12 protein-coding genes and 1 pseudogene are annotated in these 14968 nt (G+C 74.5%); 8 read left to right on the forward strand and 5 right to left on the reverse strand.

Annotated features, from left to right (window positions below; all coding sequences use genetic code 11):
* Positions 1-235 precede the first annotated feature (235 nt).
* Together ACFRMQ_RS25290 and ACFRMQ_RS25295 are read left to right on the forward strand one after the other, a co-directional pair.
* Positions 236-946 (forward strand): GntR family transcriptional regulator, encoded by a 711-nt coding sequence (locus tag ACFRMQ_RS25290; protein ID WP_380732900.1) that lies wholly within the window; start codon positions 236-238, stop codon positions 944-946.
* 100 nt (positions 947-1046) lie between these two features.
* Positions 1047-1643: a Uma2 family endonuclease gene (locus tag ACFRMQ_RS25295; RefSeq protein WP_380732901.1), complete on the forward strand. Its 597-nt coding sequence runs from the start codon at positions 1047-1049 to the stop codon at positions 1641-1643.
* 1 nt (position 1644) lies between these two features.
* Here ACFRMQ_RS25295 and ACFRMQ_RS25300 read toward each other — a convergent pair whose 3' ends face one another.
* Both ACFRMQ_RS25300 and ACFRMQ_RS25305 read right to left on the reverse strand, forming a co-directional pair.
* Complete coding sequence (locus ACFRMQ_RS25300; RefSeq protein ID WP_380732902.1) at positions 1645-2328, reverse strand: ABC transporter ATP-binding protein; 684 nt, start codon at positions 2326-2328, stop codon at positions 1645-1647.
* A complete protein-coding gene (locus tag ACFRMQ_RS25305) occupies positions 2325-3401 on the reverse strand; it encodes an ABC transporter permease (RefSeq protein WP_380732903.1) in 1077 nt (358 codons plus the stop codon). The genes ACFRMQ_RS25300 and ACFRMQ_RS25305 overlap by 4 nt, the downstream gene beginning before the upstream one ends.
* A gap of 166 nt (positions 3402-3567) precedes the next feature.
* Between ACFRMQ_RS25305 and ACFRMQ_RS25310 the strand changes: the two genes are divergently transcribed.
* Genes ACFRMQ_RS25310 through ACFRMQ_RS25320 form a run of 3 tightly spaced genes read left to right on the forward strand, consistent with a single transcriptional unit; the run spans position 3568 to position 6467 of the window.
* A complete protein-coding gene (locus tag ACFRMQ_RS25310; RefSeq protein ID WP_380732904.1) occupies positions 3568-4773 on the forward strand; it encodes a sensor histidine kinase in 1206 nt (401 codons plus the stop codon).
* Positions 4770-5396: a response regulator transcription factor gene (locus ACFRMQ_RS25315; RefSeq protein WP_380732905.1), complete on the forward strand. Its 627-nt coding sequence runs from the start codon at positions 4770-4772 to the stop codon at positions 5394-5396. Before ACFRMQ_RS25310 ends, ACFRMQ_RS25315 begins: the two co-directional genes overlap by 4 nt.
* Positions 5397-5444: 48 nt before the next feature.
* Positions 5445-6467 (forward strand): nitronate monooxygenase, encoded by a 1023-nt coding sequence (locus ACFRMQ_RS25320; RefSeq protein WP_380732906.1) that lies wholly within the window; start codon positions 5445-5447, stop codon positions 6465-6467.
* Positions 6468-6537: 70 nt separating this feature from the next.
* On the opposite strand, the gene ACFRMQ_RS25325 is transcribed toward ACFRMQ_RS25320, so the two are convergent.
* Positions 6538-7989, reverse strand: coding sequence for an aminopeptidase P family protein (locus ACFRMQ_RS25325; protein WP_380732907.1), 1452 nt, complete (start codon positions 7987-7989; stop codon positions 6538-6540).
* A gap of 345 nt (positions 7990-8334) precedes the next feature.
* The gene (gene soxR, locus ACFRMQ_RS25330; RefSeq protein WP_380732908.1) at positions 8335-8808 is read right to left on the reverse strand and encodes a redox-sensitive transcriptional activator SoxR; all 474 of its coding nucleotides are present in this window, start codon (positions 8806-8808) and stop codon (positions 8335-8337) included.
* Positions 8809-8855: 47 nt separating this feature from the next.
* On the opposite strand from soxR, the gene ACFRMQ_RS25335 reads away from it, so the two are divergent.
* Positions 8856-10313: an MFS transporter gene (locus ACFRMQ_RS25335; protein WP_380732909.1), complete on the forward strand. Its 1458-nt coding sequence runs from the start codon at positions 8856-8858 to the stop codon at positions 10311-10313.
* Between the two features lie 139 nt (positions 10314-10452).
* On the opposite strand, the pseudogene ACFRMQ_RS25340 reads toward ACFRMQ_RS25335, so the two are convergent.
* Positions 10453-10653: pseudogene (locus tag ACFRMQ_RS25340) on the reverse strand (DUF2568 domain-containing protein); the annotation flags it as partial.
* A gap of 146 nt (positions 10654-10799) precedes the next feature.
* Between ACFRMQ_RS25340 and ACFRMQ_RS25345 the strand changes: the two are divergent.
* Both ACFRMQ_RS25345 and ACFRMQ_RS25350 read left to right on the forward strand, forming a co-directional pair.
* Complete coding sequence (locus ACFRMQ_RS25345) at positions 10800-11972, forward strand: aminotransferase class V-fold PLP-dependent enzyme (RefSeq protein WP_380732910.1); 1173 nt, start codon at positions 10800-10802, stop codon at positions 11970-11972.
* A gap of 117 nt (positions 11973-12089) precedes the next feature.
* Positions 12090-14945 carry a DEAD/DEAH box helicase gene (locus ACFRMQ_RS25350; protein WP_380732911.1) on the forward strand — a complete coding sequence of 952 codons (2856 nt, stop codon included), beginning with the start codon at positions 12090-12092 and terminating at the stop codon, positions 14943-14945.
* Positions 14946-14968 lie beyond the last annotated feature (23 nt).

The raw sequence follows: 14968 nt of genomic DNA on the forward strand, positions 1-14968 counted from the left end.
GGGGCCCGGGGGGGCCCTCGTGGCCCCCCGGGTGGGCGTATCTCCGGGGGGCTCCGCGCGGGGGGGGGGGGGCGGCGCGGGCGGCGCGGGCCGCCCCCGGGGCCGCGGGCCGCCGCCACCACGGCTTTTGGGTGTCGCGGGGCCGGGCCGACGGGTGCTCGAATCACTGACGGTTGCGTACGCAACGTAACGTGACATTGTACGCTGGTGTTCTGCACCCATCCGGAGGAACACCATGGCCGACCTCAAATCCCGCACCCTGATCTCCGTCCAGGAGCGGCTTCGCGACCAGGTCGCCCACGCACTCCGGGCGGCCCTGATCTCCGGCGAACTGCGCCCCGGCGTCGTCTACTCCGCCCCCGCGCTCGCCGCCGACTTCGGCGTCTCCGCGACCCCGGTCCGCGAGGCCATGCTCGACCTCACCCGCGAGGGCCTGGTCGAGGCCGTCCGCAACAAGGGCTTCCGGGTCACCGAGCTCACCGAGCGGGACCTGGACGACTACACCGAGATCCGCGCCCTGATCGAGGTCCCGACCGTCGGCCGGGTCGCGCGCACCGCCACCGAGGAGCAGCTGGAGCGGCTGCGCCCGCAGGCCGAGGCGATCGTCGCGGCGGCGCGCAAGCACGACCTGATCGGCTACCTGGAGGCCGACCGCCAGTTCCACCTGGACCTGCTCGGGCTGGCCGGCAACTCCCGGCTGGTCGACGTGGTCGGGGACCTTCGCAAGCGGTCCCGGCTGTACGGGCTGACGCGGCTGGACGAGCTGGGGCAGCTGGTCTCCTCGGCGGAGGAGCACCTGGAGCTGCTGGACCTGATGCTCTCCGGCGACGCGGAGGCGGCGGAGGCCTGCATGACCCGCCACCTCAGCCACGTCCGCTCCCTGTGGGCCGGCGAGGAGAAGTCCGCCGAACCGGAGCCCCCGGTGCTGCGGCTGCGCTCCCGGTAGGGACCGAACCGCCCGTTCGGGTGAAGGGCGGGGATCAGGCGCCGGAAGGTGCCCGGGCCCTACGATGATGTTCTCGACATCGGCAGCCAGGAGGAATTCCATGTCCGCCGCAGCAGTGGAAGAGCCCATGGAGCAGCCGACGCTGCTCGAAGCCGCCGAACTGATTTCCGAGCAGTTCCCTGGCTATCGGGTCGAGATCATCGGGAGCCAGATCACCGTGACGCCGCCACCGAACATCAAGCACGGCCGATCGCTGACCAGGCTCATGCGCACGCTGTTCGCCGCCGGTCTCGACGAGGACGAAGCCGAGGTCCTCCAGAACGTGGGCATCTGGCTGCCGGGCGGCCCGTCCGACTTCGCGATCCCCGACCTGTCGATCCTTGACGCGTACAGCGATGATCGGTTGATCGAGCACAACTGCTACGACCCGGCGGTCTTTCGCCTGGTGCTGGAGGTGACCTCCTCCGACTTTGGCGACGACCTGAAGAAGAAGCCCGCTGCCTATGCGTCAGCAGGGGTTCCCGTCTACGTCATCGTGGACCGGACGAACCAGCGCGTGATGGTGCTGACCGACCCCGAGGACGGCGAGTACCGGGTGCACGCCGTCCACCACCCCGGGCAGTCCTTCACCCTGCCGGAGTCGATCGGCGCGTCGGTGACGCTCTCGGTGGACGACGTGCTGACGGCCAAGAAGTAGGTCAGACCGCCGCTGCGGGCAGGGTCAGCCGGCCGTCCCGGACCTCGGCGATCTGGTCGACGGCCGTCAGGTGGGTGCGGTCGTGGGTGACCAGGACGGTGGCGGTGGCCCGGCGGTGGGTGAGGTCGGTGAGCAGGTCCAGGACCGCCGCGCCGCGTTCGTGGTCGAGGGCGCTGGTGGGTTCGTCCACCAGGAGCACGGTGGGGTCGTTCATCAGGGCGCGGGCGATGTTGACCCGCTGGCGCTGGCCGCCGGAGAGCTGGTGCGGGCGGCGGGCGGCCTGGTCGCGCAGCCCGACGGCGTCCAGGAGTTCCAGGGCGCGGGGCAGGGCGGAGCGCGGGGAGCGGCCGTCGAGGTGGGCCATCACCTGCAACTGCTCCGCGGCGGTGAGCGAGGGCAGCAGGTTGGCCTGCTGGAAGACGATGCCGATCCTGGTGCGGCGCAGCGCGGTGAGGTCGGCCCGGTCGAGGCCCGCGGTGTCGGTGCCGTCGATGACGACCTGCCCGGAGTCCGGGCCGATCAGGGTGGCGGCCACCGCCAGCAGGCTGGACTTGCCGGAGCCGGAGGGGCCGACGACGGCCGTGACCGAGCCCTTGGGGACGGTCAGCGAGACCTGGTCGAGGGCCGTGAGCCGGCCGTCGCCGTCCGGGTAGGTGAGGGTGATGCGGTCGAGCACGAGACTCATCGGGCGCTCCCCAGGGCGGTCAGCGGGTCGACGGAGGTGATCCGGCGGATGGACAGGGCCGCGCCGATCGCGCCGAGGGCGATCATGACGGTGGCGGGCAGCAGGAGGGTCGGGGCGTCCAGCACGAAGGGGACGGCGGAGCCGATCAGCGAGCCGGCGCCGAGGGCGATCGCGGTGCCGAGGACGGTGCCGAGCACCAGCAGGAGGACGGCCTGGCCGAGGGCGTCGCGCAGCAGGTAGCGGGTGGAGGCGCCGAGGGCCTTGAGGACGGCGATGTCGCCGCTGCGCTGGATCGTCCAGACGGTGAAGAACGCGCCGATCACCAGGGCCGAGATGGCGAACAGGAAGCCGCGCATCAGCTGGAGGGAGCCGTTCTCCGAGGTGTAGGAGCCGATCGCGGCGAGTGCGTCGTCGCGGGTGCGGGTCTCGGTCCCGTGGCGGGCGTCGGCGGCGGCGAGGTCGGCGCCCTTCGCGGTGTCGAGCGCGATGACGGTGGCGTGGCCGGCGCCGCCGGGCGCGGCCTGCTGCCAGTCGCCGAGGCTGGTCCAGATCACCGGGGTGTGGCTGTACGCGGCGTCGCCCTCGACAGCGGCGACCCGCAGGGGGTGCCCGGCCAGCGTGAAGTCGGCGCCGGGGGCGAGGCCGCCCAGGTTCTCGGCGGCGGTCCTGGACAGCACCGCCTGGCCGGGGGCGATCAGGGCGCCCCGCGGGGCGAGCCCGGAGCCGTCCGGGACGCCGAAGGCGGAGAGCGCGGCGGTGCGCTTCCCGGCGGCGGCCTTGGTGGTGGTGATGCCGAGCGGCTGGGCGGAGGTGACGCCGGGCTCGCGGGCCCAGGCCTGCCACTGGTCGGGGGTGACCTGGGAGTCGGTGAAGGAGAGCTTCTGCCCTTCGGCCGGTCTGCCGAACACCAGGTGGTCGGCGGACAGGCCGGTGATGGCGGAGATGTTCTGGCGGCCGAGCCCGGCGGTCAGTCCGGACAGCAGGCCGACCAGGACGGTGATCAGCACGATGACGGTCCCCATCAGGGCGAACCGGCCCTTGGCGAACCTCAGGTCCCTCCAGGCGACGAACAACGATGGGCCTTTCCCGAGGGGTGGACTTTCCGACGCTTCCACCGTCGTGGATCGAGGGCCCCGGAGGCATCGCGCCGGGGATTGCATCCTGGGCATCAAAGGGCAGACGCCGAGTTCAACCTTTTGATTGATGCCGTGCGCCGGGCGCAGAACTTAACCTGGACGGATGGCGACCGAACGATCCAGAACCACCCCCGTCGCCCGCGTCCTCCAGGTCTGCCTGCACCTGCTCGTGGCGGGCCTGCTGGCGCTCGCCGTCGCCCGGGCCGTCTTCGCCGAGCGGGGCGGCGATCCGGCCGCCGTCGCCGCCGCGGCCACCGCGATGGCCGCCGTCTACACCGTCGGGCCGCAGCTGGCCGCCGTCCGCCGCTCGCGCCGGGCGGCCGCGCTCTGGCTGGCGCTGCTCGGCGTCACCTGGGCGGGCGTGCTGCTCGCCACCCAGGACGGGGTCTGGCTGGCGTTCCCGCTGTACTTCCTGGAACTGCACCTGCTGGGGCGGCGCGGCGGGCCGGTGGCCGTCGGGCTGACCGCCGCCGCGGCGATCGCCGCGTGGTCCTGGCACCAGCACAGCTTCAGCCTCGCCGCCTCGATCGGGCCCGCGCTCGGCGCGGCCGTCGCCACCGCCACCGTGCTCGGCTACCAGGCGCTGTACCGGGAGAGCGAGGAGCGGCGCCGGCTGATCGACGAGCTGACCGCCGCCCGTGCCGACCTCGCCTCCGCGCACCACGCGGCCGGGGTGCTCGCCGAGCGCGAGCGGCTCGCCCGGGAGATCCACGACACCCTCGCGCAGGGCCTCAGCTCCATCCAACTGCTGCTGCGGGCGGCCCAGCGGGCCCTGCCCGAGCGAACCGAGGCCGCCGCCGGGTACGTCGAGCAGGCGCGGCAGGCCGCCCAGGACAACCTGGAGGAGGCCCGGAGCTTCGTCCGGGCGCTCACCCCGCCCGCGCTGGACGGCGATCCGCTGCCGGTCGCGCTGGAACGGCTGTGCGCGACGACGACGGCGCACGGCGCGCTGCCCGTCCACCTGCACGTCTCCGGCCGCCCGGTCCGGCTGCCGGCCGCGCAGGAGGTCGCGCTGCTGCGGATCGCGCAGTCGGCGCTCGGCAACACCGTCCGGCACGCGGGGGCCGCGCGCGCCGAGGTGACTCTCAGCTACATGGAGGGCGAAGTGGCGCTGGACGTGTTCGACGACGGGGCCGGGTTCGACCCGGCGGCGGTCGCGGGCCGCACCGGCGGGGACGGCGGATTCGGGCTGCCCTCGATGCGGGCCCGGGCGCGGGCGCTCGGCGGCGGCTTCACGGTGGAGTCGGCGCCCGGGCAGGGGACGACCGTGGCGGTACAGCTGCCGGTCGGCCCGGAGGCGGCCTCGTGATCCGGCTGCTGATCGCCGACGACCACCCGGTGGTGCGGGCCGGACTGCGGGCGGTGCTGGAGTGCGAGCCGGACTTCGCCATCGTGGCGGAGGCGGCCACCGCCGAGCGGGCCGTCGAGCTGGCGGCGGAGCCGGGCGTGGACGTGGTGCTGATGGACCTCCGGTTCGGGCCGGGGGCGGCGATGACCGGGGCGCAGGCCACGGCGGCGATCACCGCCAGGGCGGGCGCGCCCCGGGTGCTGGTCGTCACCACCTACGACACCGACGCGGACACCCTGCCGGCCCTGGAGGCGGGCGCCACCGGCTACCTGCTGAAGGACGCGCCGCCGGAGGAACTGGCCCAGGCCGTACGGGCCGCCGCGGCCGGGCGCAGCGCGCTCGCGTCCAGCGTGGCGGACCGGCTGCTGGAGCGGATGCGGACGCCGGCGGCGGCGCTCAGCGCCCGGGAGACCGAGGTGCTGGGGCTGGTCGCGGACGGGCTGACCAACCAGCAGGTCAGCCAGCGGCTGCACCTGAGCCAGGCGACGGTGAAGTCCCATCTGGTGCACATCTACACCAAGTTGGGGGTGGACTCGCGCACCGCGGCGGTGCGGGAGGCGCGGCGGCGGGGGCTGATCCGCTGAGCGTAGGGTGAGGGTGTTCCGTGCCGGTGGCAGTGTGAGGAGCGCCCGATGCCCGTCCGACTCGACGATCTCGCCGTACCGGTGATCGCCGCCCCGATGGCGGGCGGCCCCTCGACGCCCGAGCTGGCCGCGGCGGTGAACCGGGCCGGCGGGCTGGGGTTCCTGGCCGCCGGGATGAAGACCGTCGAGGCGCTGGCCGAGCAGATCGCCGCCGTGCGGAAGGCGACCGACCGGCCGTACGGGGTGAACCTCTTCGTGCCGGGCGCGCCCGCGGACCGCGCGGTGGTCGACGCCTACCGGGAGCGGCTGCGGCCCGAGGCCGAGCGGTGGGGCGTGGCGCTGCCGGAGGAGATCGGGCCGGACCGGGACGGCTGGGAGGCCAAGCTCGCCCTGCTGCTCGCGGACCCGGTGCCGGTGGTGTCGTACACCTTCGGGCTGCCGACGGCGGCGGAGGCGGCGGCGCTGCGGGCCGCCGGGACGACCCAGATCGCCACCGTCACCACGCCGGGGGAGGCGCGGGCGGCGGAGGCCCTCGGGATGGACGCGCTGTGCGTGCAGGGCCCGGAGGCGGGCGGGCACCGGAGCACCCACCGGGTGACGGACCGGCCGGGAGAGCTGCCGCTGCTCGAACTGCTGCCCGCCGTACGGGAGGTGACGGCGCTGCCGCTGGTCGCCGCCGGCGGGCTCGGCGACGGCCCGGCCGTCGCTGCGGCGCTGCGGGCGGGGGCGGTGGCGGTGCAGCTGGGCACGGCGCTGCTGCGGGCGGACGAGTCCGGCGCCTCGGCCGCGCATCGGGCGGCGCTCACCGAGCTTCCGGAGACGGCCGTCACCCGGGCCTTCACCGGCCGCCCGGCCCGCGGCCTGCGCAACGCCTTCATCGACCGCTACGGCCCGTACGCCCCGGCGGCCTACCCCGAGGTCCACCACCTCACCGCCCCCCTGCGCACCGCCGCCGCCCGCCGGGGCGACACCGACGCCATGCACCTCTGGGCCGGCACGGCGCACCACCTGGCGCGGTCCGGGCCGGCGGAGGCGATCGTCACGGAGCTGTGGCGGGCGGCGCGGGGGTAGCCCGCCGGGGGCGGACGTGCCGTCCGGCGGGGGGCGGACGATCAAGGCGGCTTGATCGTCCGCTGCCGCCTCAGCCGAGCAGGGCGGCCATCCAGGACTCGATGTCCGCGGCCGCCCTGGGCAGGGCGCCGGACATCAGGCGGGCGCCGTCCTCGGTGATGACCAGGTCGTCCTCGACGCGGATGCCGAGGCCGCGGAGTTCGGCGGGGAGGGTCTCGTCGTCGGGCTGGAGGTAGAGGCCGGGTTCGACGGTGAGGACCATGCCCTCCTCCAGGGTGCCGTCGACGTAGCGGTCGGCGCGGGACTTGGCGCAGTCGTGGTAGTCGAGGCCGAGCATGTGGCCGCTGCCGCAGAGGGTGTAGCGGCGGTACAGGCCGTTGTCCTCGGCGAGGGCCTCCTCGGCGGACACGGGCAGGACGCCCCAGTCGGCGAGGCCCTCGGCGATCACCCGCATCGCCGCGCGGTGGAAGTCGCGGAACCGGGCGCCGGGGCGCAGGGCGGCGATGCCGGCGCTCTGGGCGGCGAGGACGAGGTCGTAGGCCTGGCGCTGGACCGGGGTGAAGGTGCCGCTGAGCGGGAGGGTGCGGGTGATGTCGGCGGCGTAGAGGGTGTCGGTCTCGACGCCGGCGTCCAGCAGCAGCAGGGAGTTCGGGTCGAGGGCGCCGTCGTTGCGGATCCAGTGCAGGACGCAGGCGTGGGCGCCGGAGGCGGCGATGGTGGTGTAGGAGGTGCCGTTGCCCTCGGCGCGGGCGCGCAGGTCGAAGACGCCCTCGATCCAGCGTTCGCCGCGGTGGTGGCGCAGCGCGGTGGGCAGGGCGCGGACGACGTCCTCGAAGCCGGTGGTGGTGTGGTCGACGGCCAGTTGCAGCTGGCCGATCTCCCACTCGTCCTTGACCAGGCGCAACTCGGAGAGGACGGCGGCCAGTTCGCCGTCCCGCGCGGACGGCCCGCGCCGCTCGGTGGCCTCGTCGACCAGCGGGTCGGTGTCGGCGAGGACCCGGGTCGGCGGCTGCGGGCCGGAGAGCAGCTTGCCGAGGTCGTCGAGGTGTTCGGTGCGCACTCCGGTGAGCCGGGCCGCCTCGGCGAGGTCGGGCCGGGCCCCGACCCAGAACTCGCCGTAGCGGCGGTCGCGGTAGAACTCGCCGCCGTCGCGCGGGGAGCGGGGGCGCAGGTAGAGGACCGGCTCGTGGCCTTCGGGGCCGGCCGGTTCGAGGACCAGGACGTGGTCGGCCTGGTCCTCGCCGGTGAGGCCGGTGAGCCAGACGTACGCGCTGTGCGGGCGGAAGCGGTAGTCGAGGTCGTTGCAGCGGACCTTGAGCCGGCCGGCCGGGACGATCAGCCGCTCGCCGGGGAAGGCGGCGGAGAGCCGGGCGCGGCGGCCGGGGAAGCGGTCGTAGCCGGGGACGCGCCGGTCGGCGGGGAGCGGGGTGGCGGTCCAGTGGGCGCCCATGAACGAGGCGAGGGCGGGGGAGACCGGGAGGTCGTGGCTCCCGGTGTTCAGGCCGGTCGGGGGCAGGGTCACCGGTGAACTCCTAGACGGGGCTGGGGGGATGCGGGGGCACGGACACAGCTCGGTAACGGATGGCGCCACCTCTTGCGCTGTGCAATTTCACATTACTATGTTACTGATCATGCGGTGCGCCGTCGAGTGTGCCGCCTGGTGCCGTGGGAGTGTGCCGTACGGCGCGCCATCCCGTCCGACCCGTCCCTGAGGGCCGGGCCGGACACCGAGACCCCCGGTCGGACGCGGCGGGGAACCCTGCGAGGGCCGCGTCCGGCCGGGCCGTTCCCTCGCTCCCCGACCCCCTCGCTCCCCGACCCCCGCGCTCCCCGACCCCCGCGCTCCCCGACCCCCGCGCTCCCCGACTCACTCCTCGGCGGGCGACGGCCCCTCCTCCGGCAGCAGCAGACGCGGCCCCGGGCCCTCGGCGGCCAGTTCGTCGCCCGGGTTGAGCACCCGGCAGCGGCGCAGCGACACGCAGCCGCAGCCGATGCAGCCGGTCAGCTCGCCCTCCAGCCGCTCCAGCTCGATCCGGCGGGTGCGCAGCTGCTCGGCCCAGTGCCGGGAGATGCGCTCCCAGTCGTGCTTGGCCGGCATCCGGTCCTCCGGCAGCCCGGTGAAGGCCTCGGCTACCTCGGCGAGCGGGATGCCGAGCCGCTTGGCGACCAGGATGAGCGAGATCCGGCGCAGCACGTGCCGCCGGTAGCGCCGCTGGTTGCCCGCGGTGCGCTCGGAGGAGATCAGCCCCTGGTCCTCGTAGAAGCGCACCGCCGAGGTGGCGATGCCGGCCCGCCGGGCCACCTCGCCGACGCTCAGCAGATCGACCGGGGCGGTGGTCATGCCGACTCCTTGACTTCAAGTTATCTTGAAGTCCTAGCGTACCGGACGTGACCGAATCATCAGCCGTGAAGAACGGTACCGACCATGCCGAGCTGGGCAGTTACCCGGCGGAGTCGCCGTCCGGCGGATCCTCCGGCGGGTGGGGCGAACTCTTCTCCCGCCGGTACGCCGCCTCCGCCTCGATCCTGGCGGGCGGCGTCGCGCTGTACGCGATGAACCTCTACTTCACCGCCGCGCTGATGCCCTCGATCGTCGGCGAAATCGGCGGCGAGCGGTACTACGCGTGGGTGGCCACCGGCTTCCTGATGGCCGCCGTCATCGCCTCGATGCTGGTCAGCCGGCTGCTGGACCGGCTCGGCGCCGCCCGCGCCTACGTCCTGGGCTTCCTGGTGTTCGGCGCGGGCGCCGCGGTCAACGCGCTCAGCCCGTCGATGGCGGCGCTGATCCTCGGCCGGGTGGTGCAGGGGCTCGGCGGCGGACTCCTGTCCGGGCTCGGCTACGCGGTGATCCGCAGCGCGCTGCCGGAGCGGCTGTGGACCCGGGGCGCCGGGCTGGTCTCCGCGATGTGGGGCGTCGGCACCCTGGTCGGGCCGTCGCTCGGCGGGCTGTTCGCCCAACTCGGGGCCTGGCGCTGGGGCTACGGGCTGCTGCTGGTCGCCGCGCTGGTGCTGGCGGGGCTGGCCCGCCGGGTGCTGCCAGGGCGCTCCGGCGCGGGGCAGGGCAGCGGCCCGGTGCCGCTGGCCTCGCTGCTGCTGCTCACCCTGGCGGCGGCCGCTTTCAGCGTCAGTTCGACCGTGCCGAGCGGCTGGCCGACGGCGGTCTGCCTGCTCGCCGGGCTGGCGCTGCTGATCGGCTTCGTGGCGGCCGAGCGGCGCGGGGCCGCGACGGTGCTGCCGCAGCGGACGTACCGGGCCGGAAGCCCGCTGAAGTGGCTCTACCTGACCGTCGCGGTGCTCTGCGCGGGCGTGGTCGCGGAGAACTTCATCCCGCTGTTCGGCCAGCAACTGGGCGGCCTCGGCCCGCTGATGGCCGGGTTCCTCGGTGCCACGACCTCCGCCGGCTGGACCACAGCGCAGCTGTTCAGCGTCGGGATCGAGTCCGCGCGCGGCCGGGCTCTGGCGATCCGGGTCGCCCCGCTGGTGCTGCTCGCCGGCCTGCTGGTCTACGGGCTGACGCAGACCGGGCACGCCTCTGGGCCGCGGGTGCTGCTGTGGGCGGTGGCGCTGTTCGGCGCCGGCACCGGGATCGGGCTGGCCTTCCCGCACCTGAGCGTCGCCGCGATGCGCAGCAGCGGCGATCCGGCCGAGGGCGGCAAGGCGGCCGCGGCGATCAACACCACCCAGCTGATCGCGATCTCGGTGACCTCGGCGCTGGCCGGCACCCTGGTCAGCCTGGGCGGGGACCGCCCGGTCGACTCGGCCCGGTACATGGCCTTCGGGATCGTCGCGATCGCCGCCGTCGGGGCGGTCGCCGCCGCGCGCACGGCCCGCAGCCTGGGGCGTTGAGGCGCCGGGGCGCCTGACAGGCCCGGGTGGCGCTTGAGCGGCCGCGGGCCCCTGAGCAGGCCCCGGATCCCTTTTCGTCGGGGGGATCCGGGGCCTTCGCGCGGTACGGCGCACCGGGAACCGCGGTGTCGTCCGGCCGTCAGCGGGTGGCGTGGTCCAGGCGCACGCCGATCACCACCAGCGCGGCGCACACGAGGGCGAGGGTGGTGCGCCCGGTGGCGTGCAGGACGAGCGCCCCGGTGCCGCGGACCAGCGGCTCGACCACGGTCTCGACGGCCACCGGCAGCCGGAAGGTCGGCCCGCCTGCGGCCGGGAACAGGGCCCAGGCGACGGCCGCCGGGGCCGGTGCGCCGGCGGGTCCGCGGCCGGGCCGGCGGCCGGGCGCGCCGGGGTGGTCGCGCGGCGTACGGTCGGGCCACTAGCCTGGCATGTGAAATGTCACACGCCGGTCCGTGGTGATCGGCGGGCCGGCCAGCGGAGGAAGCCGTGATCGAGGACCTGTGGACCGCCGAACCCCCGGCCCCGCTGCCGGCCGCCGACGGGCTGTTCAGCGTGTCGTCGCGGACCGCCCACCTGAACCACGGCTCCTTCGGCGCCGTGCCCGTCCCCGTCCAGCGGGTCCAGGAGCGGCTGCGCGTCGAGCACGAGCGGGACCCGGACGGCTTCTTCGCCGACCTCCCGGCCCGGGTCGCCGCCGCCCGGGCCCTGATCGCCGCCGGGCTGGACACCGACCCCGATCGGCTCGCGCTGGTCGCCAACGTCACCGAGGCGGCCGCGATCGCCCTGGACAGCGTCCCGCTCGCGCCCGGCGACCGAATCCTGGTCACCGACCACGGCTATGGCGCGGTGACCCGGGCCGCGGCCCGCAAGGCCGCCGAGACCGGCGCCGAGGTGGTGGTGGCCCCGGTGCCGCTGGACGCCCCGGACGAGCACGCCGTCCGCGAGGCGGTGCTCGCCGCCGTCGACGAGCGCACCACCGTCGCGATCCTGGACCAGCTGACCTCGCCCACCGCCCGCCTGGTGGCCGGCCCGGCCCTGCTCGCCGAACTGCGCGCCCGCGGCGTGACCACCGTGGTGGACGGCGCCCACGCGCCCGGCATGTTCCCCGCCCCGATCGACCCGAACGCCGACTTCTGGTTCGGCAACCTCCACAAGTGGGCCTTCGCCCCGCGCGCCACCGGGGTGCTCGCGGTCCGTCCCGAATGGACCGGCCGGGTGCGCCCGCTGGCCCTCTCCTGGGAGCACGACAAGGGCTTCCCGGGCAACGTCGAATGGCGCGGCACCTGTGACTACACGCCCTGGCTGGCCGCCCCGGCCGGCTTCGCGCTGCTGCGCGAGCTCGGCCACGCGGCGGTGGCCGCGCACAACACCGCGCTCGCCGGGTACGGCCGACGGGCCCTCGTCGAGCGGGCCGGCCTGGCGCCGCTGCCCGGGACGGCCGGGGTGTGGATGCGCACCGTCCGGCTGCCGGCCGGGCACGGCGAGACCGAGGCGCAGGTCCGGGCGCTGATGGCCGAGGTGTGGCAGCGGCTCGGCACCCGGATCGCCGTCCGCCCGTGGGCCGGCGGCGGGGTGCTGCGGATCAGCGCGCAGCTGTACAACCGGGCGGGGGAGTACGAGCGGCTGGCGGACGGGCTGGCGGAGCTGCTCAAGGGCTGAGAAGCGCCTTGAGTGGCCGCGGACCGTCCGGCTCCGAAAAACGGTGCTATCGATGTCAGCCCTCCCGGGTAACCTCTGGCTGAGATGCGAGATCACACCAACCACACCCGGACGGCGATGAACACCCCCCAGCCCGAGCCCCAGGACGACCAGGAGCTCAGCCCCGCCGAGGCGTACGCGGCCAGCCGTCGCCGGGCCCAGGAGCAGGCCACCGCCCTGCACGGCTTCCAGCAGCTGTACGACTTCCCGCTGGACGACTTCCAGCTGGAGGCCTGCCGGACGCTGGAGGCCGGATCCGGCGTCCTGGTCGCCGCCCCCACCGGCTCCGGGAAGACCATCGTCGGCGAGTTCGCCGTGCACCTGGCCCTGGCCTCCGGCCGCAAGTGCTTCTACACCACGCCGATCAAGGCGCTCTCCAACCAGAAGTACGGGGACCTGGTCAAGCGCTATGGCGCCGCCAAGGTCGGCCTGCTCACCGGCGACAACTCCGTCAACGGCGACGCCCCCGTGGTGGTCATGACCACCGAGGTGCTGCGCAACATGCTCTACGCGGGCTCCAGCACCCTCGACGGCCTCGGCTACGTCGTCATGGACGAGGTGCACTACCTCGCCGACCGCTTCCGCGGCGCCGTCTGGGAGGAGGTCATCATCCACCTCCCCGAGTCGGTCACCCTCGTCTCGCTCTCCGCGACCGTCTCCAACGCCGAGGAGTTCGGCGACTGGCTGGACACCGTGCGCGGCGGCACCAAGGTGATCGTCTCCGAGACCAGGCCGGTGCCGCTGTGGCAGCACGTGATGGCCGGCAACCGGATGTACGACCTGTTCGCCGACCCGGACCGGGACGGCCGCCCCAAGCACAGCCTGAAGAACCCGGGCAAGGCCGTCAACCCCGAGCTGGTCCGGCTCGCCCGCTCCGAGCTCGACCGCAACCCGCGCGACCGCTTCGGCCGCGGCCGGGGCCGCTCGATGCCCAACGGCCGTCCCGGCAAGGTCTGGACGCCGGGCCGGGTGGACGTCATCGACCGGCTCGACGCCGAGGGCCTGCTGCCCGCGATCACCTTCATCTTCAGCCGGGCCGGCTGCGAGGCCGCCGTCCAGCAGTGCCTCAGCTCCGGGCTGCGGCTCAACAAGGACTCCGAGCGCGCCCAGGTCCGGGCCGTCGTCGAGGAGCGCTGCGCCGACATCCCGGACGAGGACCTGCACGTCCTCGGCTACTTCGAATGGCTGGACGGGCTGGAGCGCGGCATCGCCGCCCACCACGCCGGGATGCTGCCCCGGTTCAAGGAGGTCGTCGAGGAGCTCTTCGTGAAGGGCCTGGTCAAGGCCGTTTTCGCGACCGAGACCCTGGCACTCGGCATCAACATGCCCGCCCGCTCGGTGGTCATGGAGAAGCTGGTCAAGTGGAACGGCGAGACCCACGCCGACATCACCCCCGGCGAGTACACCCAGCTCACCGGCCGGGCCGGGCGGCGCGGCATCGACATCGAGGGCCACGCCGTGGTGCTCTGGCAGCGCGGCCTCGACCCGGAGGCGCTGGCCGGTCTGGCCGGCACCCGCACCTACCCGCTGAAGTCCTCGTTCCGGCCCTCGTACAACATGGCCGTCAACCTGGTCTCCCAGTTCGGCCGGCACCGCTCGCGCGAGCTGCTGGAGACGTCCTTCGCCCAGTTCCAGGCGGACCGCTCGGTGGTCGGCATCGCCCGCCAGGTGCAGCGCAACGAGGAGGGGCTGGAGGGCTACCGCGAGTCGATGACCTGCCACCTCGGCGACTTCGACGCGTACATGGAGCTGCGCCGCAAGCTCAAGGACCGCGAGAACGAGCTCGCCCGGGAGGGCAGCAGCCAGCGCCGCGCGGCCGCCGTCGAGTCGATCGAGCAGCTCAAGCCGGGCGACGTCATCCACGTCCCCACCGGCAAGTTCGCCGGACTCGCCCTGGTCCTCGACCCGGGCCTGCCGCCGGTCAACCGCTCCGGCCGGGGCGGTCCGCGCCACCCCGACTACCAGGACGGCCCGCGCCCGGTGGTGCTCACCGCCGAGCGGCAGGTCAAGCGGCTCGCCATGATCGACTTCCCGCACCCGGTCGCCGCGATCGAACGGGTGCGCATCCCCAAGTCCTTCAACCCGCGCAGCCCGCAGTCCCGGCGCGACCTCGCCTCGGCGCTGCGCACCAAGGCCGGCCACCTGGAGCCCGACCGGTTCCGGCGCGGCCGCGCGGCCGCCGCCGACGACCCGGAGATCACCCGGCTGCGCGCCGAACTGCGCCAGCACCCGTGCCACGGCTGCTCCGACCGCGAGGACCACGCCCGCTGGGCCGAGCGCTACCACCGGCTGCACCGCGACACCGAGTTGCTGGAACGCCGGATGCGCTCGCGCACCCACACCATCGCCCGCACCTTCGACCGGGTCTGCGGGCTGCTCACCGACCTCGGCTACCTCAGCGGTGACACCGTCACCGACGACGGCAAGCGGCTCGGCCGGCTCTACGGCGAACTCGACCTGCTCGCCTCCGAGTGCATCCGCGAAGGCGTCTGGAGCGGCCTGGCCGCCGCCGAACTTGCCGCCTGCGCCTCGGCGCTGGTGTACGAGGCGCGCCAGTCCGACGACGCCGGCGCCCCCCGGGTGCCGGAGGGCGCGGCCAAGGAAGCGCTCGGCAAGATGGTCCGGATCTGGGGCCACCTGGACGCCCTGGAGGAGCAGCACCGGATCAACACCGCCGAGGGCGTCGGCCAGCGCGAGCCCGACCTGGGCTTCGCCTGGGTCGCCTACCGCTGGGCGCTCGGCCACAACCTCGACCAGGTGCTGCGCGACGCCGACATGCCGGCCGGCGACTTCGTCCGCTGGACCAAGCAGCTGATCGACGTCCTCGGGCAGATCCAGGACGCCGCCGGTGAGGACGCCGAGCTCCGCAAGACGGCCCGCAAGGCCGTCGACGGCCTCCGCCGCGGCATCATCGCCTACTCCTCCGTGGGCTGAGCCACACTCGCAGGGGCCCGCAC

It is taken from the genome of Kitasatospora sp. NPDC056783 (assembly GCF_042789895.1).
Taxonomy (GTDB): domain Bacteria; phylum Actinomycetota; class Actinomycetes; order Streptomycetales; family Streptomycetaceae; genus Kitasatospora.

Excerpts from the sequence above, each read along its gene's own strand:
- ACFRMQ_RS25290 (WP_380732900.1), top strand. The coding sequence starts at position 236 with ATGGCCGACCTCAAATCCCGCACCCTGATCTCCGTCCAGGAGCGGCTT.
- ACFRMQ_RS25295 (WP_380732901.1), top strand. The coding sequence starts at position 1,047 with ATGTCCGCCGCAGCAGTGGAAGAGCCCATGGAGCAGCCGACGCTGCTC.
- soxR (WP_380732908.1), bottom strand. The coding sequence starts at position 8,808 with ATGACCACCGCCCCGGTCGATCTGCTGAGCGTCGGCGAGGTGGCCCGG.
- ACFRMQ_RS25310 (WP_380732904.1), top strand. The coding sequence starts at position 3,568 with ATGGCGACCGAACGATCCAGAACCACCCCCGTCGCCCGCGTCCTCCAG.
- ACFRMQ_RS25350 (WP_380732911.1), top strand. The coding sequence starts at position 12,090 with ATGAACACCCCCCAGCCCGAGCCCCAGGACGACCAGGAGCTCAGCCCC.
- ACFRMQ_RS25300 (WP_380732902.1), bottom strand. The coding sequence starts at position 2,328 with ATGAGTCTCGTGCTCGACCGCATCACCCTCACCTACCCGGACGGCGAC.
- ACFRMQ_RS25320 (WP_380732906.1), top strand. The coding sequence starts at position 5,445 with ATGCCCGTCCGACTCGACGATCTCGCCGTACCGGTGATCGCCGCCCCG.